The following is a 21,509-nucleotide window of genomic DNA, read 5'->3' on the forward strand; positions in this document are numbered from 1 at the left end:
GCAGGACGTACGTCACCCGTCTCGCCGGAACGGGCCACGGCTACGCGGATCGCTTGGTGCAGAGATAGACCTGGTTGCGGCGGTGGTCGGCGGGGACGTCGATGATCTCGACCGACTCCGAGAGCGAGTGCAGCAGCGCCTCGAACGGGCCGGCGGCGTAGCGGTTGAGCCAGATGTAGCCGTCGGCCGTCTCCCGCCGCAGCAGCACCTCGGTCTCCCGTGGCACCTGGAACATGCAGATCACCACGGTGCGGCGGGAGACCCGGAACAGTTCGCGGACGGCGGTCTCGTAGTACGGCAGGCTCTCCAGCACGTGCCGGCAGTTCACCACGTCGAACGAGCCTTCGGGGTAGGTGAGGTCGGTGACGCTCATCCGCTCCCACCGCGCACCGGGGTGGAGCGCGCGGCAGTCCTCGATGGCGGCCTCGTTGATGTCGATGCCGGTGTAGTCGACCGACAGGCCCGCCGTCAGCAGGTGTCGGTAGGTGACCCCGGAGATGACACCGCAGTCGAGCAGTTCGAACGGTTCCTCGCCGTGCAGTGCCGCGATCCGCTCGGTCACGACCGCGTGCGAGGGGTGCCCGGCCCGGGACTTCTCGCCCATGTGAGCCAGGTCAGAGGTGTGCGCCCAGAGCGATCTCGTGTTCACTGCGTTGATCCTCCGTACTGCTGAAGCGGAGCCGGACATGGCGGCACGGTCACCGATCGGACCGTTCCGTGCTGGAGGCCGGGCGACGACCTGCTTCGGAGCGCCCCGTCGCGGCGGTCCCCGGGGCGGCCCGGCCGCCGTCAGCGCACCGGCCGACGGTCAGAAAGCCGCACCTTCCGCGGACTCGGGGTCGTAGACGGAGTCCGGCCCGAACATCCGGGCGTGCTTCGCCGCGGCGAGGGCCAGCGTGCCGCTCGCGTCGCGGGCGCTCGCGACCTCGGCCAGCTTGTTGACCATGGCGGGCGTCGCCAGCCCCTGATCGCGCAGCTCGGGGGAGCGGGACATCAGGACCATGGCCGCGGTGGAGTAGCCCGCGTCGACCCAGGACTGCCAGATCGCGTCGCGGTCCTGCTCCTGGCCCGCGAAGAGCTCCTCGCGACGGGGGTGCCGACCGGAGGGGACCGGGCTCCGGTCGCGAGCCTCCGTGCGCAGGCGGACCCGGCGGCCCGCGAGGTAGGCGACGGCGGCGCCCTTGCGGATGGCGAAGTTCAGGGCCTGTGCCGCGGTGTCCACCACCGGCTCGCCCTTGTCGTTCAGGGAGGTGTTGCACACCATCGGCACCCCCGTGGCCTGCCGGAACGCCTCGATCGCCCGGTAGAGCAGGGGGTTGGTCGCGGCGGACAGGGTCTGCCGCCGGGCCGAGTCGTCGAGGTGGAGGACGGCCGGGACCAGATGGCGCTTCGACTCGGCGACGTACGCGGTTTCGAGCATGTAGGGCGAGGGCCAGGGGTCCTCGAACCACTCGCCGCTGTACTCCTCCAGGACGATCGGGGCGACCGGACGCCACCACTGCCGGCCCTTCCAGTCGTTCAGCAGCTCCTTCGACCGGGGTGAACGGGGGTCGGCGAGGATGCTCCGGTGGCCCAGCGCGCGCGGGCCGATCTCGGCCGCCCCGTCCGCCCACACCAGCGGTCCGGCGGAGAGGTCCTCGACGAACTGGGCCTCGGTGAAGTCCTGGACGTCCTCGATGAAGTCCTCGAAGTGCCGCAGGGCGTCCTCGACGTCGGTCAGTTCGGAGCCGTGGTAGGCGGACTCGAGCTTGAAGCCACCGCCCGGGAGCAGGCCCTCGCCGAGGAGGCCGAGGAGGCCGATCCCGAGGGCCTGGCCGGAGTCGTTGGCGCTCGGCGGGGTGAGCAGGCCCTTGAACCCGTAGCGGCGCAGCAGGAAGGAGTTGGTCGGACAGTTGAGGGCGAAGCCGCCGCTCAGCGAGAGGTACGCCTGGCGCGGGTCCACCCCCGCCGACTCGAGCAGCCGGTCGACGTTGCGCACCATGACGAGCTCGCAGGCCGTCTGGACGATCTTCATGACCGCGGACTGCAGGTGCTCCTGGCGGGTGAAGCGGCTGTCCAACTCCATGGACGGCAACTGGGACTCGGCGGCACGGATCGCGGCCTGGACGAAGGGAAGCGTGTCGACCAGCGGTACCCGTCGGCCTCCGAACAGCTCCAGCTCCCGCACCGCCGCCTCGGTGTCGTAGGCGATTTCGGTGGGGCAGGCCGACGCCAGGGCCATCAGGGTGCCCGGCTCCCGGCCGAACTCCGAGGACGCGGCGTCGTAGATCGGGGCCGGGGATTCGACCGGAGCGAAATCGACGTCGCCCTTGGCCGACACGCAGCCGGTGTACCAGTACTTCTTGCCCGTCCGGTCGAGGCCGAAGTCGGGTCGGCCGTCCAGGGCCATTCCGACGATGGTCTCGCTGCGGAACACTTCGGAGTCGAGGAGCAGTCCGCTGTAGAGGTGGGCGAGGCTGTGGACCGGGAAGTCCTCGGTGCCCGCCGGCAGCTTGATGTCGGCGTGGCGCGGCAGGCCGGGCGTTCCCCAGGACAGGCTCACGTCCTCCGGGGAGAGCCCCTCGGCCGCGAGGAGTTCGGTCAGCACCTTGGTGTAGCGGTCGACGGTGAAGAGCGGCCAGAAGTGGTGCTTCTGCCCGCTGACCCGCTCGAGCTCCCACACTCTGACGAGTTCGACCCGCGAGTCGTGACTGCGCCAGAGCGCGATGTTCTGGTCGTGGCGCGGTGCGATGACGGATAAGTCGCCGGGCGGGGAGATGTAGCTCGACAGGAAGTACTGCGCGGCTGGGTACGCGGTCACGATGTCCCTTTCGGCGGTCGGACAGTGGCTGCATGGCTCTTCGGGCCGGGCGGTCCTGGTGAACGGCCCGCGTGGGCGGTCGCGGCGCTGCCAGGGCCGGCTCGGCCGGGCGTCGGTGTCCACCGGCGACGTCAGGTGCGACAGACTGTCCCGGTCGGGCGCGGTCGGGCCTCGGGCCGGAACACCGGCGGGGGGCCTGCGCGGGGACTTCGACCTGCTACGGGGCCTCGGGACGGGGACGGCGGGGACGGGGTCCGACCCGCGTCCTCCTGTGGATGCGCCGGCCCCGGGGCGGGCGACGGGATCGCTCGGGCCGTCCGCGGCGGGGACTACTTCGAAGCGGGGGCCCGCTCCTCGACGAGCTGGACCAGTTCACCGACGTTGGCCACGGTGAACATGTCGACGACGTCCAGATCGACGTCGAACGTGCTCTGGATCGAGACCATCAGGCGGAGCAGCGACACGGAGGTGGCTCCGAGGTCGTCGAAAGTGCTGTCCAGTGAGACTTCGAGGGGGGCGAATACTTCGGAAATCACCGACATCAAGGCGTCGGACTGTGCGTTCGACATTTTGTGTTCCAGATCTCTTGCATTCAAGGCCTATCCAGGTAATTGACCCTATGATGTTGCTGGGACATCGTCAAGTCCCTTTTTTCGCTTGGGAGATGCCCGATGTCCAGATTGTGTCGCATTGGGTCAGGTGGGTGGGATTGGTGCGAAACGGACGTAGGGGGGCAACGGCTTGTCATGGCGGCGCGCTTTCCCTGGTCGAAGGCTCGACAGGACGTGGGTACCGTGGGGTAGGGTGGCCGACGTTTCATCGCAGGCACACCACTTGGGGGTTCTGTGTTAGAAATAACTTTTCGGCCTCTCACACCAATCACCGGCGCGGAGGTGGAAGGCCTCGATCTCGCGGCGGAGCTGTCGCCGGCCGTAGTGGCCCGACTACGTGAAGCCCTGGTGCGGCACAAGGTTCTCGTTTTCCGGAATCAGCCGATGAACGACGCGCAACAGGTCGCCCTCACCAATGCTCTCGGTGGCGCCACCGCGGCACATCCCATCGTGAACGGTCTGCGTGAAGCCCCCGCCGTGTTGCGGAGCGCGCTGTCGGAGGAGCGAAGGGCACTGGTCGAGGCCGAGGCCGCCCTCAGTCATCCGTTGAAGGGTTCGGCACCGCGGCGTCTGCGAACCGAGTGGCACGTCGACAGCACCTTCGTGGTCAATCCGAACGCCATCACCATTCTGCGCGGTGTCGAGATTCCACCGGTCGGCGGCGACACTCTCTTCGCCGATCTGGAAGCGCTCTACGAAGGTTTGTCGCCTTCCCTCCGGGGGTATCTCGACACTTTGCAGGCGATACACTCCCGACACGCCCCGACGGCGGAACCCCGCTTCGACGGCACGTCGGCCGGCCCCTTCGCGGCCGTGCACCCGCTGGTGCGGGTGCACCCCGAGACCGGTGCGCGCAGCCTGCTCGTCAGCGCCGTCTTCCTCCAGGCCATCCGGGGTCTCAAGCCCCGCGAGAGCGCGGCCCTGCTGGACTTCCTGCTCGACGAGCTCGCCGGGCGGGACGAGATCCACGCCCGGGTCCGCTGGGAGCAGGACACCCTCGTCATGTGGGACAACCGCTCCGTGGCTCATGCCGGTCCGGTGGACGGCCTGATGTTCCAGGACGAGCGGATCGTGCACCGCACCACCGTCGTCGGCGACGTGCCCCGCGGGCCCGACGGCTTCGTGTCGCGTGCCCTCATGGGCGGCCGGTTCGAAGCGCTGGCCTGAGAGGGGCCGCGCCGTGACGCCGCGGCGATCAGGCGGGCTCCGGGCCCGGTGTCGAGTACGGGTCGGATTTCCGTGCAGGAGGTTCGGAAGAGTGGGGGAAGAAGAATGCCGGTTGTCGACCACTGTGCCAAGACCGAAGCGCCACCCAAGTACCGTCTGTTATGCGTCGACTGCGGCTGGGAATCCGACCCGGAATTCCGGCTTCGATGTCCCCGGTGTTCGGGTGCGCTCGATCCCAGGATGAACCTGGAGAACATCACCGAGCGCGACGGTGACCGGCCCGAGCTGACCTACCTGGACTTCCTGCCGGTCGAATCGGAGCACCTGCCCGACGCCGGCATCAGCGTGCGGACCCCCTGCCGCCCGGCCCCGCGCCTGGGAGCGGCCATCGGTCTGCCCCGACTCTGGGTCAAGGACGAGTCCCAGCAGCCGACCGGGACCACCAAGGACCGGCTGGCCTCCGTGGTCCTGGCCGTGTTCCGGCAGTTCGGGATCCACGAGTTCGTCGCCTCCAGCACCGGGAACAGCTCCACCGCCCTGGCCCGCGCCGTGCGCAGGGACCCCTCGATGCGGGCACACTTCTTCTGCGGCCGTGACTTCACCGGCGACCACGACATCGAGACCGGCGACCGGGTGTCCCTCACCGTGGTGGACGGCAACTACGCCCAAGCCACCCTGGCGGCCCAGGAGTTCGCGGCCCGCGAGGGCCTGGTCTGGGAGGGCGGGTTCTTCAACTGGGCCCGTCGCGAGGGCCTGAAGCTCACCTACCTGGAAGCCTTCGACGCCATGGACGACGAGCCCGACGTCGTCGTCCAGGCCATCAGCAGCGGCATGGGGATGATGGCCGCACGCAAGGGCGTGGCGGAGTACCTCGCCTGCGGTCGGCTCACCTCCTCGCCGCGCTTCGTGATGGTCCAGCAGGACACCTGCGCGCCGATGGCCGTGGCCTGGCGGGAGGGACGGGCCGAGCTCACCGAGGACGACGTCGTCGAGCACCCGGCAGGCCTCGCCCGGGCCATCCTGCTCGGCGACGGCCGGGCCACCTATCCCTACATGCGGGACATCGCCACCGAGAGCGGGGGCTCCATCGTCTCGGTGAGCCAGGACGAACTGGTCCACGCCCGTACGATGCTCCGCGAGCTGGAGGGGCTGGACGTCTGCCACTCCTCGGCCGCGACCGTCGCCGCGCTGCGCAACGAGGCCGCGGCCCGGCGGATCACCCCGGACCAGGTCGTCCTGGTCAACCTGACCGGCCGTGAGCGGTACACCGCCGCCGCCGCCGGACCGGCCCTCGCCGCCGCCACCGCCGGCTGAGCCCCCCGCTCCGAACCGGATGCCACCACTCCCACCCGAGTGATGTGCCCGCCCTCACGTTCGCAAGGAATGCGTTGATACTCAGTCACCTCACCCCGCAGCAGGCCGAGCGCCACGCCGAGTTCCGTGCCTTCGCCGACCGCGTCCTGGTCCCGCAGGCGGACCGCTGCGACCGCGAGCAAGCGCTCTCCCGGGAGGTCGTCGCCGGCCTGGCCGGGCAGGGCTACCTCGGCGCGCCCGTCCCGAAGGAGTTCGGCGGCCTCGGCATGGACTGGGTCGAATACGGACTGCTCACCGAGGAACTGGGCCGGGGCTGCCAGTCGGTCCGCAACTTCGTGGCCGTGGAGGACATGGTCGCCCACTCGATCCACAGGTGGGGGACGGAGGAGCAGAAGCAGCGGTGGCTCCCCCGGATCACCTCGGGCCGAACGCTGGCGGCCTTCGCCCTGACCGAGCCGGACGTCGGCAGTGACGCCGCCGCCGTCGAGACCACGGCGACGGCCGACGGCGCCGACGTCGTCCTGCGCGGCACCAAGAAGTGGATCAGCTTCGCGCAGATCGCGGACCTCTTCCTGGTCTTCGCCACGTTCGACGGGCAGCACACCGCGTTCCTGGTGGAACGGGACACCCCCGGCCTGTCGGTGGAGCCGATCGAGGGCCTGCTCGGCCTGCGCGGCTCGATGCTCGGCCGGATCACCTTCGACGACTGCCGGATCCCGGCCGCCAACCTGGTCGGGCGCCCCGGCCTCGGCCTCACCTTCGTCGCCTCCAGCGCCCTCGACCTCGGCCGCTACAGCACCGCCTGGGGCTCGGTCGGCCTGGCTCAGGCCTGCCTGGAGGCCTCGACGGAGTACGCCGGCCGCCGCATCCAGTACGGCACCGAGATCCGCAACCACCAGCTGGTCCAGCAGCTGCTGGCCGACATGCTCACCGACACCGTCACGGCCCGGCTGCTCTGCCACCACGCCGGGGTGAGCAAGCAACGGGGGGAGACGGAGTCCGTCAACCACACCCTGCTGGCGAAGTACCGGACCTCGACGATCGCCGTCAAGGCGGCCGCCGACGCGGTGCAGATCCACGGTGCCCAGGGCATCGGGGCGGAGGCCTCCGTTCAGCGTCACCACCGGGACGCCAAGGTGATGGAGATCATCGAGGGCACCACGCAGATCCAGCAGGGCATGCTCGGCCAGTTCGCCGTCCGGGCGGCCCGGCTGTGAGCGAGCTCCGGACGGGGGCGGTGACCTACGGCCAGCTCTCGGTCCTGCGGTCGCTGGAGACGCACGGCCCCGACCACCGGGCGGTCGCCAACCTGGTCAGTGTCTGGGAGGTGCCGTTCGGTCTCGGTGCGGCCCAGGTGATGGACGCCTGGCTCCAGCTGGTGGAGAGGCACGAGTCGCTGCGGACCACCTACGACCTGAGCGGCCCGACGCCGGCCCAGACGGTCCACCCGTACCGCCCGTCCCGGGTGACCGCGGTGGAGCTGGCCGAGGACAGCTTCGCGGCGGCCCTCCGGCTGGGTGCCGAGGCGGCCGTCGAGCCGATCGACATCGAGACCGAACTGCCGTGGCGCGCGTTCGTCACCACCCACCAGGGGGACGCGCTCCACCTGGTCACCGTGATCCACCACGTGGCGGCCGACAACGGCGCGCTGCGGGTGCTGGAGGAGCAGTTCGGCGTCCTTCTGGAGGGCGGGGCGCTCGGGCCGGTGGTGCAGCCGCTGGAGATGGCGCGGGAGCAGCAGGAGGAACCGGACACCCGGAGCCTCCGGCACTGGACCGAGGCCTGGGGCCGGCTCGTCCCGGCGGACCGGGACCCCCGGGACGCCAGTGATCGACGCCGGGCGTCGCTCTACAGCCTGGACGGGCTGACCGCCGCGCAGGAGCTCTCCGACCGGCTGAAGATCTCGGTCCAGTCGGTGGTGCTCGGCGTCGGCGCGCTCGCGCTGTCCCGGCTCACGCGCACCGAGCGGATGACCTTCGCGCTGATGGCCGCCAACCGGCTCACCACCCGGTGGATGCCGGTGGTCGGCTCGCTCAACCAGTTCGCCCCGGTGACCGTCACGGTCGACGAGCAGGCCCACCCGCTGGAGTACCTGCGGGCCTGCTACCTCCAGTCCATGACGGCGTACATGAACGGCTGCTACGACGTCGACGCGCTGAAGGAGAGCCTCCGGGAGGCCGGACGGCCGGATCCGGACCCCACCGCCTTCGCCAAGCACTACAACTTCCTCGGCGACGTGGACGCCGAGCCGGCCGCCGGATCCCCCCTGCGCACCGGGATCGAGTGGCGTCCGTCCACCCAGCGGTCAGGGCCGAACTTCCACCTGGCGGTGGCCACGGGGAAGGGGATCCTCATCGGAGTGGGCGCGAGCCGCGACTGTCTCGACGGAAATCTCCCAGCCGTTCTCGCGGCATCGATCGAGGCCGGCCTGATCAATATGTCGAAGGGGGTGGAGAAGTCCCTGGCGGACGTCTCGCTGGCCAATCCTTGGCGCATTCTCTGAAGGGCAGCAGAATGCGGGGGGAAACGCTTCTCCCCCCGCACTCCGGCATCCCGCGGCTCGGTCGAGCCGGTTCTAGAAACCTGCGCAGATTCCGCGAAGCTGCTTCTTCATGATGACCACCTCCTGTCCGTGGCGACTATAGCCAGCGGCGGTCGGGCGGTGGAAGGAAATTCTGGATAAGGACCAGGAAAGACGGTTAGGGTCTCACTCATGACGGATTCGAACGCCGACCCGGGAACCCCGGACCACCGAAGTGCCGCGCGTTACCTGTGGTGGCTGACCATGAGTCAGCGCCGACGGGTGACCGGCGGTGCGGTGATCGGCACCCTCTGGATGGTCTGCCTGCTGCTGCCGCCGTACCTCATGCAGCGCGCGATCGACGACGGGCTGCAGCGGGGGAGGACCGGCGTCCTGGTCGGCTGGGTGGCCGCATTGGTCGGCACCGCGCTGCTCAACGCCTGGCTCGGCATCATGCGCCACCGCATCATGACGCGGGTCCGGATGGACGCCACCTTCCGGACCATCAAGGTCGTGGTCGCGCACTCCACCCGGCTGGGTGCCGAACTGCCCCGCAGGGTGACGGCCGGCGAGGTGGCCAGCATCGGTGTGGGCGACGTCGCGCAGATGAGCCAGACACTGACGATCACCGGCCCGGGCGTCGGAGCCGTCGTCGCGTACCTGGTGGCGGCCGCGCTGCTGCTGTCGGTCTCCGTCCCGCTCGCCCTGGTGGTCCTGCTGGGGGTGCCGTTGCTCGCGGTCGTGGTCGGCCCGCTGCTGGAACGCCTCCAGGGCGCGGAGTCCAAGTACCGCGCGCAGCAAGGGGCGTTGACGGCCCGGCTTGCGGACATCGTCGGCGGCATGCGCGTCCTCAACGGCATCGGCGGCAAGGAGATGATGGCCGGCCGCTACCTGCGCGGATCGCGGGACCTGCAGGCCGAGGGCTACCGGGTCGGCGCCGTGACCAGCTGGATCCAGGCGCTCTCGGTCGGCCTGCCCGCCCTCTTCCTCGCGTTGGTGACCTGGCTGGCCGCCCGGATGGCAGCCGAGGGCACCATCACGATCGGCACGCTGGTCGCCGTCTACGGCTACGTCGCCGTCCTGGTGGTACCGGTCTCCAACTTCATCGAGGGCGGGTACGACCTCACCAGGGGTCTGGTCGCCGCTCGACGGGTGGTCCGGATGCTCGACCTGAAGCCCGCCGTCGAAGACGTCGCGACCCTCCGGCCCGCCCCTGACGTGCCGTCGAACCTGCACGACGCCGACACCGGTGTGGAACTGCTCCCGGGCCGGCTGACCGCGATCGTGAGCGCCCGCCCGGCCGATTCCGCGGCCGTGGTCGACCGGCTCGGCCGGTACAGCGCGTCCGCCGCGACCTGGGGCGGTGTGCCGCTCGCCGAGATAGCCCTGGCCGAGGTCCGCAGCCGGATCGTGGTGGCGGACAACGACGCCGACTTCTTCTCCGGCCCGCTGCGCACCGTGGTCGAGGGCCGGTCCGAGCACTCCGACCCGTCCATCGCCCAGGCCGTCGCGGACGCCGCGGCGCAGGACATCGTGCAGGCACTGCCCGACGGCCTGGACACCAGGATCCAGGCCCAGGGCAGCAACCTCTCCGGCGGTCAGCGCCAGCGGCTGCGGCTGGTCCGCGCCCTGCTGGCGGACCCGGAGGTGCTCCTGCTGGTCGAGCCCACCTCCGCCGTGGACGCCCACACCGAGGCCGCCATGGCCGCCGGGCTGCGCCGGGCACGGACCGGGCGCACCACCGCCCTCACCTCGACCTCGCCCGCCCTCCTGGAGCAGGCCGACACCGTCTGCTACCTCGTCGACGGCCGGCTGGCGGCGGCCGGCCCGCACCGGGAACTGCTCGCCACCGAGCCCGGCTACCGCGCGCTGGTGGCTCGCGGCGAAACCGCCACCGAGTCCACGCCCGCCGAGGAGGCCGTCCGATGACCGCTCAGACCGAGACCGACCCCGGACGGCTCCCGATCGCGGGGCCCGCCGAGGTCCGCCGGGCCGCCGTGCGGCTGATGGGCCAGGACCGCGGTGCGGTCGCCGCGATGCTGATCCTCAACGGACTGGCCGCGGCGGCCGGCCTGGGTGGCCCCTGGCTGCTGGGCCGGATCATCGACGACGTCCGGGGCGGCGCCGGGACCGGACACGTCGACCGACTCGCCCTCGGCATCCTCTGCTTCGCGCTCGCGCAGCTGCTCCTCGGCCGCTTCGCCCGCTACGCCGCCCACCGCTTCGGCGAGCGGACCCTGGCGCGGATCCGGGAGCGGTTCGTCGACCGCTCCCTCGCCCTGCCCGCTTCGGTGGTCGAACGCGCCGGCACCGGTGACCTGCTGACGCGCGGCACCGCCGACGTCACCACCGTCGGCGCCACCCTGCGCGACGCGGGGCCGGAGGTCTCGGTGGCGCTCGTCCAGATCCTCCTGATCCTGGTCGCCATGCTCGCGGTCAACCCGCTGCTCGGCGTCTGCGGGCTGCTCTGCCTCTCCGGGATCTGGTTCGCCACCCGCTGGTACCTGCGCCGCGCCCACGCGGGCTACCTCGCCGAAGGCGCCGCCAACTCCGCGCTGATCGAGATCCTCACCTCCACCGCGGCGGGGGCCCGCACCGTCGAGGCCCTGGGCCTCCAGGACCGCCGGATCGCCGCCACGGCCGAGGCGGTGGAGCACTGCCGGACCACCCGTACCCGCACCCTCAACCTGCGCACCGTCCTCTTCCCCGTGGTCGAGTTCTCGTACATCGCCCCGGTCGCCGGCATCCTGCTGCTCGGCGCCGCCCTGCGCGACAGCGGCGCGGTCACCACCGGCGCGGTGGTCTCCTGCGCCCTCTACTTCTGGAAGCTCTCCGAGCCGATGGACAAGGTCCTGCTCTGGCTCGACCAACTCCAGCGCAGCAACGCCTCCTTCGCCCGGGTCGAGGGCGTCGGCCAGGTGGACGCCCCGGCCGTGACCGGCGGCGGCCGCCCCGAGGACGACCGGATCGACGTGGTCGACGTCCGGTACGCCTACCAGGGTGGGCGGGACGTCCTGCACGGCGTCGACCTCACCGTCCGCCCGGGCGAGCGGCTGGCCATCGTCGGCCCGTCCGGAGCCGGCAAGTCCACCCTGGGCCGGCTGCTGGCCGGGGCGGAGCGGCCCCGCACCGGACGGGTGACGGTGGGGCAGGTGCCCGTCGCCGAACTCGACCCGGCCCAGTTGCGCCGGCACGTCGTCCTGGTCTCCCAGGAGCACCACGTCTTCCTCGGCACCGTCCGGGACAACCTGCTGATCGCCGCGCCCGGCGCGACCGACCAGGAGCTGCACGCGGTGCTGGCCGCCGTCGACATCGACTGGGTGGACGAGCTGTCGGACGGGCTGGACACCGAACTCGGTGCCGGCGGGCTCCGGCTGGACGCCCAGCAGGCCCAGCAACTCGCCCTGGCCCGGGTGGTCCTGGCCGATCCGCACACGCTGATCCTGGACGAGGCCACCTCCCTGCTCGACCCGGCCATGGCCCGGCACACCGAGCGCTCGCTGGCGGCGGTGCTCGAAGAACGCACCGTGATCGCCATCGCCCACCGCCTGCACACCGCCCACGACGCGGACCGGGTCGCGGTCATGGACGGCGGCCGGGTGACCGAACTGGGCAGCCACGACGAGCTGTTGGCGGCCGGCGGCGGATACGCCGCGCTGTGGAAGTCCTGGCACGGCGCCTGAGCGCACCCCAGCCCCCTCTATCGACCAGTAGGAGCGGAACCCCATGCACTCGGCAGCACCGCAGACGGCCCAGAGCTGGGTCCGGCCGATTCCCGGCCGGACCGAGCCCGGCGCCCTCCGGCTCTTCTGCTTCCCGTACGCCGGGGCGGGCGCCTCGGTCTTCCGGGGGTGGGGCGCCGGACTCCCGGAAGGAGTGGAGGCCTTCGCCGTGCAGCTGCCGGGTCGGGAGGACCGGTTCTTCGACCAGCCGATCGCGGACCTGGACGAGCTGCTGGACGTCCTCCTCCCCGCCCTGCTCCCGTACCTGGACCGGCCGTTCGCCTTCTTCGGGCACAGCATGGGCGCCATCGTCAGCTGGGAGCTCGCCCGCAGGCTGCAGCGTGAGCAGGGGCTGGAGCCGGTCCGCATGATGGTGTCCGGCTGCCGGGCGCTGCCGGCCCACGAGTCCAGGAAGCTGAGCGAAGCCGACCTCTCCGACGAGGGGCTGATCGACGAGCTCCGCCGTCTCAACGGCACGCCGGAGACCTTGCTGCGCAACCCGGACTTCGCCGCCTTCATCCTGCCGACCTTCCGGGCCGACCTCTCGCTGTTCGCCGGCTACGTCTACCGGCCGGGCGCGTCGCTCACCTGCCCGGTCTCGGCCTTCGGCGGTGACGCGGACCCCAGGGTCGCCGAGGAGCACCTCGCGGGCTGGGCCGAGCTGACCACGGGCCGGACCGAGGTGGAGATCTTCCCCGGCGGCCACCTCTTCCTCAACGACGAACGGGAGGCCGTGCTCCGGAGCGTGTCCCGGGCGCTCCCGGCCGTCGGCCACTGACCAGTGCTTCTCTTCGAACCCAGGGGGCTCGCGTGGAGACCGTGTGGAACGTCGTCCAGGCTCAGGTGGAGCGGACGCCCGAGGCCGTGGCCGCGCGGACGGCACGCACCTACACCTACCGTGACGTCGCCGCGCTGGCCGGAGACCTCGGCGCGCGGATAGCGGCGGAGGTCCGGCCGGGCTCCGTCGTGGCGCTCGACGCGTCCAGCCGGTTCAGCGGGGCCGTCGGCATCCTCGGCGCGAACGCCGCGGGCTGCGCCGTGCTGCCGCTCGACCGGCAGAGCCCGCCGGCCAGGCGGGCCCGGGTCCTCGACGACGCCCGCCCCGCCCTGCTGCTGCGCGAGCTGGCCGAGGGCGAGTTCGCCCTGGAGCGGGACGGACTTCCGTCGCCGCCGAGGGAACCGGACCTGGGCGGGATCGCCTACATCCTGTACACCTCCGGCTCGACCGGGCAGCCCAAGGGCGTGATGGTGGGCCACGAGGCCCTGATCGACCGGCTCGCCGCCCTGGCCGAGCGGCCGGGGCTGGCGGCCGGCGAGAGCGTGCTGGCGATGGCCGCGCTGTCCTTCGACATCGCGCTGGTGGAGCTGATCCTGCCGCTGACCGTGGGGGCCTCCTTCACCGTCGTCCCGGAGGAGGTCCGGGCGGATCCGCTCGCCTTCGCGGAGCTGGTGGCGGCGGCCGCACCGGACGTCGTCCAGGCCACCCCCAGCTTCTGGCGGATGCTGACGGCCTCCGGCTGGACGGGTGCGCCCGGCAGCCGACTGTGGACCGGCGGGGAGACCCTCACCCCGAGCCTCGCCCGGGAGCTGCTGCCCCGGTGCGGTGAACTCTGGAACGTGTACGGCCCGACCGAGGGAGTCCTCTGGTCCACGGCGGCGCGGGTGGAGTCCGCCGAGCGGATCTCGCTCGGCGAGCCGGTGGCCGGGGTGCGCCTCCTCGCCGACGAGAGCGGCGAACTCCTCCTCTACGGGGAGGGGCTGGCGCACGGCTACCTCAACCTGGAGGAGCTGACGGCCGAGCGTTTCGCGCCGGGCGACACCCCCGACGGCCGCCGCCGCGTCTACCGCACCGGGGACCGGGTCAGAAGGGCGCCGGACGGCGCACTGGAGTTCCTCGGCCGCCTGGACAGCCAGGTCAAGCTGCGCGGACACCGGATCGAGCTGGGCGAGGTGGAGGCCGTCCTGGAGGAGCACCCGGAGGTCTCGCAGGCCGTCGTGCTGGTCCAGGACGCCGACCGGCCCGACACCGCGGCGCTGGTGGCCTTCGTGGTCCAGCGCGCCGAGGCGGACCTCCAGGGCTGGTTGAAGGACCGCCTGCCGCCGAGCCACCACCCCGCCAGGATCACCGCCCTGCCCGTGCTGCCCCGCACCACCACGGGAAAGGTGGACCGGGTCGGGCTGGCGGCCGGCCTGGCCGCCGGCGAGCGGGCGGAGCAGGCTGCCGCGGCGCCCGCCGCGGCACCCCCGGGGGACGTCCGGGCAGTCGTGGCCGAGGCGTGGCGGCAGACGCTCGCCGCGGACTCCGTCGACGAGGACGCCAACTTCTTCGACGCCGGCGGGAACTCGGTCCTCCTGACGGTGCTCCAGAAGCGGCTCACCGACGGCCTCGGCACCCGGGTGCCGATCAAGGAGATCTTCCGGAACCCGACCGTCGCCTCGCTGACCGACCACCTCCTCCGTACGGAGACGCCCAAGTGAACCTCTACTGCATTCCCTACGCCGGGTGCTCGGCACGCGTCTACGACCCGTGGCAGCGGCACCTGCCGGACGGCGTCACCGTCGTGCCGCTGGAGCTCCCCGGCCGGGGCTCACGCTGCGTGGAGAAGCCGGTCGACGAGCTGGCGGCCCTGCTCGACGACCTGTACCGGCAGGTCGACCCGGCCTCGCCGTACGTGCTGTTCGGCCACAGCTACGGGGCGGTGATCGCCTTCGAGCTGACCAAGCTGCTCCGCGCCGAGGGCGCTCCGGAGCCGTCCGCGCTGCTGGTCTCGGCCAGCCGCGCGCCCCGGCTGCCGGCCGCCGACGCGGACAGCCACCTCCTCTCCGACGCCGAACTCGTCGAGCGCCTGGCCGCGTTGGGCGGGACTCCGCAGGAGCTGCTGGAGAACGAGGAGCTGATGGAGATCTACCTCCCCGTCCTCCGCGCCGACTACCGGATCCTCGGCGAGTACGGCACCGGCACCCCGGGTACGGTCGGCTGCCCGGTGGTGGCGTTCTACGGGGACGCGGACGACGAGGCGGACCTGGCCTCGGTCGAGGTGTGGGCGGAGTACACGGACGGTCCCTTCCGCGTGGAGAGGATCCGCGGCGACCACTTCTTCCTGCACTCCGCCGAGCACGAGCTCGTGGCCGCCGTCGCGGCGGTCTGCACGAAGGGGGAGCCGTGGTGAGCCCGGCCGCCGCACCGGTGGCCCCCGACCAGAACCCGGAGGGTACTCGGTGACCGTGACCCAGGCCGCACGCTGCCCCTACCGCGATAGCGGCCGTCCGACGGCCGACCCCTGCGCGGACTACCTCCCGCTGCGGGAGGAGGAGCCGGTCCGCTGGGACGAGGACCTGGGGGTGTGGATCGTCTCCGGGTTCCGCGAGACGACGGCCCTGCTGCGGCACCCCGCCCTGTCGGCCGCCTGGCCGCAGCGGGGCACCACCACCCTGCACCGGGAGGGGGACGGCGAGGGGCGGGCCGCGGAGGTCGTGCGCAGGTGGTTCATGTTCAACGACGACCCCGAGCACGCGGCGGCCCGCCGGGTCGTCGCGCCGCTCTTCGCGGCCGACCGGCTCGCCGCGATGCGGCCCGCCGTCGAAGAGCTGGTCGACGAGCTCCTGGCGGGGCGGACGGACCGGCTGGAGGTGATGGCGGAACTCGCCGTCCCGCTCTCCAGCCGGGTCATCTGCCGGATCCTGGGTCTGCCCGGGGAGGTCGCGCCCCGGCTGCACGACTGGTCCCCCGACATCGCGGCGCTGCTGACGGCGGACTACCTGCCGGAGGTCAGGACCAGGGGAAGCCGCGCCCTGCGGGAGATCGCGGACGTGGTGGACGAGGCCCTGCGCTCGGAGGTCCGCGAGGGCACTGGGCTCTGGCTGCTGCGCAACGCCCGCCGGGAGGGCGTCATCGAGACCGCCGACATCGCGGCCACCGCGAGCCTGCTGATCTACGCCGGGTTCGAGACCACCTCGACCTTCATCGGCAAGGCCGTCCGGGCCGCCCTGCACGCCGATGCCTGGGCGGACCTGCGGAGCGGCGAACCGGGCTCGGCGGTCGACGAGCTGCTCCGGTTCGACACCTCCGTCCAGCAGGTGGCCCGGGTGGCCACCGCGCCGGTGGAGGCGGCCGGTCACCTGATCGCGGAGGGGGACCTCGTCCTGCTGATGCTCGGCGTGGCCAACCGCGACCCGGCCGTCTTCGCCGACCCGGACCTCCTGGACCACGACCGCGAGATCAGGCGACACCTCGCCTTCGGCCACGGCGCGCACTACTGCCTGGGGGCGGGGCTGGCGCGGATGGAGTCCGAGATCGTCCTGGAGCGCCTCGCCGGCAGGTGGGCGGACCTCACCCTCGACGGGCCGCCGGTGACGAGGCAGCACTTCGGCTTCACCGTCCTGGAACGCCTGGCCGTGCGCGGCACGGCCTCGTGACGGCCGACCGCACGTCCCTGGAAGGAGAGTTGGGATGACACGAGAGACGAGCGGCTCCCCGGAGTCGATCGTGAACGAACGGACCGTGGTCCGGATGCTCGGCGCGATCGTCGACGCGCATCCGGACGTGGTCGCCGTCGAGTGCGGCGAACAGCGGCTCACCTACCGCCAGTTCTGGGACGCGGCCGCCGCGGTGGCCGGACGCGTCCGGCAGGCCGAGGGCCACCGGAGCGGCTGCCTCGTCGGCCTGCTCTTCGAGCGCGGCATCGAGGGCATCGTGGCGCAGCTCGGAAGCTGGCTCGCGGGTGCCGCGTACCTGCCGCTCGACCCGGCACTGCCGGACGGCCGGGTGGAGGCGATCCTGCGCGACGCCCGGCCGGTGGCCGTGCTCGCGCAGGAGGGGCTCGCCGGACGGGTGCCCGCGGGCGTTCCGGTGCTCGGCAGCGCCGGGGCGGCCCCGGCGCCGGGGCCGCCCGCCCCGCTGGCCTACGTCGTCTACACCTCCGGTTCGACCGGTACGCCCAAGGGCGTCGAGGTCGGCCACGCGGGCCTGGCGAACCTGGTGTCCTGGCACCGGGAGACCTACGGCACCCGGCCCGGGGTACGGGTCGGGGCCTTCGCCGGGCTGGGGTTCGACGCCACGGTCTGGGAGGTGTGGGCGGCTCTCGCGAGCGGGGCGACGCTGGTGCTGCCGACCGAGCGGCTGATCGTCGACAGCGCGGTGATCGCCGAGTTCATCGAGCGCAGCGCCATCACGCACTGCTTCCTGAGCACCCCGCTCGCCGAGCAACTGTTCGCCCTCCCGGCCCCGCCCGTCGGCCTGGCCGTCCTGCTGACCGGCGGGGACCGCCTTCGGGTGAGCCCGCCGCCCGGCTTCCCCGCCGCGGTCTTCAACCACTACGGGCCGACCGAGGCCACCGTGGTGACCACCGCCGGCGCGGACCTGCGCCGTTGCCCCACCGAGGGCGCGCCGGCGATCGGACGCCCCATCACCGGCGCGAAGGTCCGGCTGGTGGATGCCGACGGGGCCGAGGTCGCCGAGCCCGGCGTACCCGGGGAACTGCTGATCGGAGGCGATGTCCTGGCCTTCGGCTACCGGGGCGACCCGGAGCTCACCGGCCGCAAGTTCCTCGCCGACCAGGACGGGAACCGCTGGTACGCCTCCGGCGACCTCTGCCGCTGGACGGCCGACGGCGAGCTGGAGTTCGTCGAGCGGCGGGACGCCCAGGTCAGCATCCGCGGTCACCGGGTGGAGCCGGCCGAGGTCGAGCAGGAGATCCTGGCTGTTCCCGGGGTGGACCAGGCGGCCGTCCTCCACGTGCCGGACCAGGACGGCGGATCGTTGCACGCCTTCTTCTGCGGCGAGGCCGAGCCGGGCGACATCCGCGCCGCACTGGCCGGTCGGCTGCCCGCGTACATGCTCCCCACCGGGCTGCACCGGCTCGCCGCGATGCCGCTGACACCCAACGGCAAGATCGACCGGAAGGCCCTGCCGGACACGCCGGTCGCAGCCGTGGCCGAGCCCTCCCCCCTCGGCGCCACCGAGGCGCGGATCGCCGAGATCTGGTCCGATCTGACCGGGAACCTCCCCCGCTCCGGGGACAGCTTCTTCGAGATCGGGGGCCACTCGCTGATCGCCGCCCGGGCGGTGTCCCGGACGCGGGCGCAGTTCGGCATCAAGATCGGGCTGCAGGTCATCTTCGACCATCCGGTCCTCGCGGACTTCTCCGCCGTGGTCGACGAAGCCGTCAGGAGTGCAGCGTGACGCAGGACCAACGGCCTCTCGTGATACTTGAGTTCGGGAACGAGGTGCCCCGGAGGAGCTTCGCCGGCATCCTGCCCGACGGTTGGCGCGAGCGGACCCTCAGGATCGACCCGCTGCACTACCCCGGCCTCGCCGACGGAGTCGTCGGGACGGCTGAGCAGGCCGCCCACTGGGCCGGGCGGATCACCGCCGCCGGGCCGCTCCCGGTCGCGGTGCTGGCCTACTGTTCGGCCACCGGCCTGGCCTCGGCGCTGGTGGAGGCGCTGCCCGGGCCGGACGTCCCGCTCATCGTGCTCGACCCGGCGCCGGCCGACCCCAAGGCTCCTCAGGTACTGCTGGACGACCTCGCCCTGGCCATGGACGAGTCCGCCGAGGTGCCCACGATCACCGGCCTGCCGCCCGGTGACGCGCTCACCCTGGCCGGCTCCTTCCTGCTCTCGGTGATCGACGGCTGCTCGCCCGGGCTCGACGAGGAGATCCTGGTCGAACTGACCGAGGGGCAGCGGGCCTGGCTCAGCTTCACCCTGACCGCGGCGGTGCCCCCCGAAGTCCCACCGGCTCCCACCCACGTCCTGCTGAGCGAGGCGCTCGACTGGCCGGGATCCGGGGTGGTGCACCGGGTCGATGCGACGGCGGAGGAGCTGTTCCACGCGCCCGCCGCGAAGGTCCTGCTCACCGACCTGCTGAGGTCTCTGTGAACCGGCCGCATCCGGTCCGGGCGTTCTGTCAACCGTCGATGTGAAGATTGGCTGGCCAAGTGGAAGACCCCTACGATCTCGAGGGTGACGGGGCCTGGTTCGAACTGTGGAACGGTCAGAGGGGGTTGTGGCTCCAGCACCAGCTGGACGAGGGCCGGGCGGACTCCAACCTCCCGTACTGTCAGCACGTGTACGAGGCGGTGGACATCGTCGCCGTGCGCCGTGCCGCGGCCTTCCTGGTGGACCGGCACCAGGCGCTGCGGCTGTCCTTCCGGGACACTTCGGAGGGTCCGCGCCAGCGTGTCCTGCCGGAGTTCGACCTGGACGTGCCGCTGGTCGACCTGACCGGCGCGGCTGATCCGGCGGTCGAACTGGACCGGTGCGTCCGGGTCGAGAACGCGACCCCCTTCGACGACCTCGCCACCCCGCCGGTGCGGCTCAAGGTGTTCAAGCTGGCCGCCGACCACCACTGCCTCTACGTGAACGTGCACCACATCCTCACGGACGGCACCAGCATGGGCATCTTCCTCCGCGAACTGCTGCTCTGCTACCGGGCTTTCGCCGCGGGCGCAGAGCCCGAGCTGCCCCCGCTCCCGACGACCTACGACGCCTTCGTGCGGGGCCGGCGGGAGTGGCTGGCGAGCGACCAGAGCAAGGCCATGGAGGCGTACTGGCTCGACCAGCTGGCCGCCCCGCTGCCGCGGCTGCGCATCGGGGACTACGACGCGCCCGCCGACGAGGTGGTGAACGAGACGCTGGAGTTCGACGTCGAGGCCGACACGGCCGCAGGGCTGGCGGCACTGGCCAGGAAGCTGCACGTCACGCCGCACATCCTGTTGCTCAGCGCCTACGCGGTCGCGCTGCGGGACATCAGCGCCGACGACGACATCGTGGTCTGCGTTCCGTTCTCCGGCCGGGACACCAAGGAGTTGGACGGGATGTTCGGCAGTTTCGTCAACCCGCTCTCCGTCCGGGTGCGGATGTCGGGCGCGGACCCCTTCGACGAGGTCGTGCGCCGGACCAGGGCCGCGAGCGTCGGCGCCTACGCGCACAGCCGCTATCCGTACACCCTGCTGCTCGAGAAGCTCGACGTGGAGGCCCGACCCGGCCGGAACCCGGTCTTCTCGACCTCCTTCCAGTTCGCGGACTTCCTGCCCCCGGCCCGGCAGACCTCGCAGCTCGACCTCTGCCTGTTCGGCAGGCCGGACGGCGACCGGCTCAGGATGCGGCTCAACTACAACTCCCGACGGCTGGCGAAGTCCGAGGCCGAGGAGGTCCGGACGGCCTTCCTGGCTGTCCTGCGGACGGTCGTCGAGGACGTGACGGTCTCGCTGGCCGCCCTGGCGGAGCCGCTGGCGCGGGCCCGGCGGGCGGCGCGGACCGTACCCGCCGGCCGTCGTCGGCTGGGGGCCCTGCGAGCCTCCCGCCCCGGGACGCCGGGCGCCTGAACCGGTATCCCGCCATCTCACCGAAAGGAAGGGCCCCATGGACGGACAGCGCGACGACGACGGCTATGTCGTGGTGATCAACTCCGAGGAGCAGTACTCCATCTGGCCGCAGGGCCGCGAGCTGCCCGCCGGCTGGCGGGAGACGGGCGCGCGGGGCTCGAAGGAGGCCTGTCTCGCGCACGTCGACGAGGTGTGGACGGACATGCGTCCGCTGACCCTGCGCCGGGAGCTGGCGGGCGGGACCGGCCGATGAGGGTGACGGTCAGGCCGCTCGCCGAGCGGCCACAGGCGGCCACCCGGCTGTTCTGCTTCCCGTACGCCGGCGGCGGTGCCTCGGTGTTCCGCGGCTGGGCCGCCGGCCTGCCCGCCGACATCGAGCCGTGGTCGGTACAGCTTCCGGGCAGGGAGGACCAGTTGGGCGCTCCGCTGTTCGACCGGATGGGCGCGGTGCTCAACGACCTGGTGCCCTCGGTCATCCAGCACCTGGACCGTCCGTTCGCGTTCTTCGGGCACAGCATGGGCGCCCTGGTGGCCTGGAACCTCACCCGTACCCTGCAGCGGATGGAGATCGGCTCGCCCGCCCGGCTGTTCGTCTCGGGGTGCGTACCGCCCCAGGCCCGGCAGGAGACCGCGTACCACGCGGGTTCGGAGGAGGAGCTGGTCGGGAGACTGCGTTCCTGGTCCGCGACACCGGAAGCGGTGCTGGCGGACCCGGAACTGATGCGCCTGACGCTCCCGGTGATCCGGGCCGACCTCGCGGTGGTGGAGACCTACCGGTTCACCGGCGGGCCGCTTCTGACCTGCCCGGTCACGGCGTTCGGCGGGACCGAGGACGATCCCGCGGGCGTCGCGGCGATGCCGCGCTGGGGCGAGCTCACAGCAGGCGGCTTCGACCTGCGGATGTTTCCCGGCGGCCACTTCTTCCTGCACTCCGCCCGGCCGGCCGTGCTCGCCGAGATCGCCGGGCGACTCGCCGCCGTGCCCCGGCAGAACGGTCACTGACCCGAAGCCCTTCAAGACGACCATCCTCTCGATCGACGGATTCAG

General features: G+C 72.0%; 18 protein-coding genes. 15 read left to right on the forward strand and 3 right to left on the reverse strand.

All coding sequences use genetic code 11. From position 1 onward, the window contains the following. Window positions 1-40 precede the first annotated feature (40 nt). The 3 genes from ACFY0X_RS28415 to ACFY0X_RS28425 all read right to left on the reverse strand — a co-directional run bounded on the left by ACFY0X_RS28415 (window position 41) and on the right by ACFY0X_RS28425 (window position 3,369). Window positions 41-649, reverse strand: coding sequence for a class I SAM-dependent methyltransferase (locus ACFY0X_RS28415; protein ID WP_387758744.1), 609 nt, complete (start codon window positions 647-649; stop codon window positions 41-43). Between the two features lie 159 nt (window positions 650-808). After that, on the reverse strand, window positions 809-2,800 hold the full coding sequence (locus ACFY0X_RS28420; protein ID WP_387758745.1) for a carbamoyltransferase C-terminal domain-containing protein: 1,992 nt from the start codon (window positions 2,798-2,800) through the stop codon (window positions 809-811). A gap of 329 nt (window positions 2,801-3,129) precedes the next feature. Continuing rightward, the gene (locus ACFY0X_RS28425; protein ID WP_380419433.1) at window positions 3,130-3,369 is read right to left on the reverse strand and encodes an acyl carrier protein; all 240 of its coding nucleotides are present in this window, start codon (window positions 3,367-3,369) and stop codon (window positions 3,130-3,132) included. 276 nt (window positions 3,370-3,645) lie between these two features. On the opposite strand from ACFY0X_RS28425, the gene ACFY0X_RS28430 reads away from it, so the two are divergent. The 15 genes from ACFY0X_RS28430 to ACFY0X_RS28500 all read left to right on the forward strand — a co-directional run bounded on the left by ACFY0X_RS28430 (window position 3,646) and on the right by ACFY0X_RS28500 (window position 21,464). Next, complete coding sequence (locus ACFY0X_RS28430) at window positions 3,646-4,578, forward strand: TauD/TfdA dioxygenase family protein (RefSeq protein ID WP_387758747.1); 933 nt, start codon at window positions 3,646-3,648, stop codon at window positions 4,576-4,578. A 240-nt stretch (window positions 4,579-4,818) separates the two neighbouring features. Next, window positions 4,819-5,892 (forward strand): pyridoxal-phosphate dependent enzyme, encoded by a 1,074-nt coding sequence (locus tag ACFY0X_RS28435; protein ID WP_387758749.1) that lies wholly within the window; start codon window positions 4,819-4,821, stop codon window positions 5,890-5,892. 74 nt (window positions 5,893-5,966) lie between these two features. Further along, on the forward strand, window positions 5,967-7,109 hold the full coding sequence (locus ACFY0X_RS28440; RefSeq protein WP_387758751.1) for an acyl-CoA dehydrogenase family protein: 1,143 nt from the start codon (window positions 5,967-5,969) through the stop codon (window positions 7,107-7,109). Beyond that, window positions 7,106-8,395 (forward strand): condensation domain-containing protein, encoded by a 1,290-nt coding sequence (locus tag ACFY0X_RS28445; RefSeq protein WP_387758752.1) that lies wholly within the window; start codon window positions 7,106-7,108, stop codon window positions 8,393-8,395. The genes ACFY0X_RS28440 and ACFY0X_RS28445 overlap by 4 nt, the downstream gene beginning before the upstream one ends. A 210-nt stretch (window positions 8,396-8,605) precedes the next feature. Then, window positions 8,606-10,342, forward strand: a complete 1,737-nt coding sequence (locus ACFY0X_RS28450) for an ABC transporter transmembrane domain-containing protein (protein WP_387758754.1) — start codon at window positions 8,606-8,608, stop codon at window positions 10,340-10,342. Continuing rightward, window positions 10,339-12,096 carry an ABC transporter ATP-binding protein gene (locus ACFY0X_RS28455; protein WP_387758756.1) on the forward strand — a complete coding sequence of 586 codons (1,758 nt, stop codon included), beginning with the start codon at window positions 10,339-10,341 and terminating at the stop codon, window positions 12,094-12,096. Before ACFY0X_RS28450 ends, ACFY0X_RS28455 begins: the two co-directional genes overlap by 4 nt. A 43-nt stretch (window positions 12,097-12,139) precedes the next feature. Further along, window positions 12,140-12,913 (forward strand): thioesterase II family protein, encoded by a 774-nt coding sequence (locus ACFY0X_RS28460; protein ID WP_387758757.1) that lies wholly within the window; start codon window positions 12,140-12,142, stop codon window positions 12,911-12,913. 32 nt (window positions 12,914-12,945) lie between these two features. After that, window positions 12,946-14,613, forward strand: a complete 1,668-nt coding sequence (locus tag ACFY0X_RS28465; protein WP_387758759.1) for a non-ribosomal peptide synthetase — start codon at window positions 12,946-12,948, stop codon at window positions 14,611-14,613. Then, window positions 14,610-15,305 carry a thioesterase II family protein gene (locus ACFY0X_RS28470; RefSeq protein WP_387758760.1) on the forward strand — a complete coding sequence of 232 codons (696 nt, stop codon included), beginning with the start codon at window positions 14,610-14,612 and terminating at the stop codon, window positions 15,303-15,305. Before ACFY0X_RS28465 ends, ACFY0X_RS28470 begins: the two co-directional genes overlap by 4 nt. Window positions 15,306-15,354: 49 nt before the next feature. Beyond that, window positions 15,355-16,551 (forward strand): cytochrome P450, encoded by a 1,197-nt coding sequence (locus ACFY0X_RS28475; protein WP_387758761.1) that lies wholly within the window; start codon window positions 15,355-15,357, stop codon window positions 16,549-16,551. 34 nt (window positions 16,552-16,585) lie between these two features. Continuing rightward, the gene (locus ACFY0X_RS28480) at window positions 16,586-18,316 is read left to right on the forward strand and encodes an amino acid adenylation domain-containing protein (protein ID WP_387758762.1); all 1,731 of its coding nucleotides are present in this window, start codon (window positions 16,586-16,588) and stop codon (window positions 18,314-18,316) included. Window positions 18,317-18,336: 20 nt separating this feature from the next. Beyond that, complete coding sequence (locus ACFY0X_RS28485) at window positions 18,337-19,014, forward strand: hypothetical protein (protein ID WP_387758763.1); 678 nt, start codon at window positions 18,337-18,339, stop codon at window positions 19,012-19,014. A 59-nt stretch (window positions 19,015-19,073) separates the two neighbouring features. After that, complete coding sequence (locus tag ACFY0X_RS28490) at window positions 19,074-20,462, forward strand: condensation domain-containing protein (RefSeq protein ID WP_387758765.1); 1,389 nt, start codon at window positions 19,074-19,076, stop codon at window positions 20,460-20,462. 37 nt (window positions 20,463-20,499) lie between these two features. Next, window positions 20,500-20,715, forward strand: coding sequence for an MbtH family protein (locus ACFY0X_RS28495; protein ID WP_387758767.1), 216 nt, complete (start codon window positions 20,500-20,502; stop codon window positions 20,713-20,715). Beyond that, window positions 20,712-21,464: a thioesterase II family protein gene (locus tag ACFY0X_RS28500; protein ID WP_387758769.1), complete on the forward strand. Its 753-nt coding sequence runs from the start codon at window positions 20,712-20,714 to the stop codon at window positions 21,462-21,464. Before ACFY0X_RS28495 ends, ACFY0X_RS28500 begins: the two co-directional genes overlap by 4 nt. The last annotated feature ends 45 nt before the right edge of the window (window positions 21,465-21,509 follow it).

This window comes from Kitasatospora sp. NPDC001547, from assembly GCF_042894165.1.
Lineage (GTDB): Bacteria > Actinomycetota > Actinomycetes > Streptomycetales > Streptomycetaceae > Kitasatospora.

Coding starts and splice junctions, on each gene's coding strand:
- ACFY0X_RS28455 (WP_387758756.1), top strand. CDS start 10,339: ATGACCGCTCAGACCGAGACCGACCCCGGACGGCTCCCGATCGCGGGG.
- ACFY0X_RS28425 (WP_380419433.1), bottom strand. CDS start 3,369: ATGTCGAACGCACAGTCCGACGCCTTGATGTCGGTGATTTCCGAAGTA.
- ACFY0X_RS28500 (WP_387758769.1), top strand. CDS start 20,712: ATGAGGGTGACGGTCAGGCCGCTCGCCGAGCGGCCACAGGCGGCCACC.
- ACFY0X_RS28435 (WP_387758749.1), top strand. CDS start 4,819: ATGAACCTGGAGAACATCACCGAGCGCGACGGTGACCGGCCCGAGCTG.
- ACFY0X_RS28450 (WP_387758754.1), top strand. CDS start 8,606: ATGACGGATTCGAACGCCGACCCGGGAACCCCGGACCACCGAAGTGCC.
- ACFY0X_RS28460 (WP_387758757.1), top strand. CDS start 12,140: ATGCACTCGGCAGCACCGCAGACGGCCCAGAGCTGGGTCCGGCCGATT.
- ACFY0X_RS28480 (WP_387758762.1), top strand. CDS start 16,586: ATGACACGAGAGACGAGCGGCTCCCCGGAGTCGATCGTGAACGAACGG.
- ACFY0X_RS28495 (WP_387758767.1), top strand. CDS start 20,500: ATGGACGGACAGCGCGACGACGACGGCTATGTCGTGGTGATCAACTCC.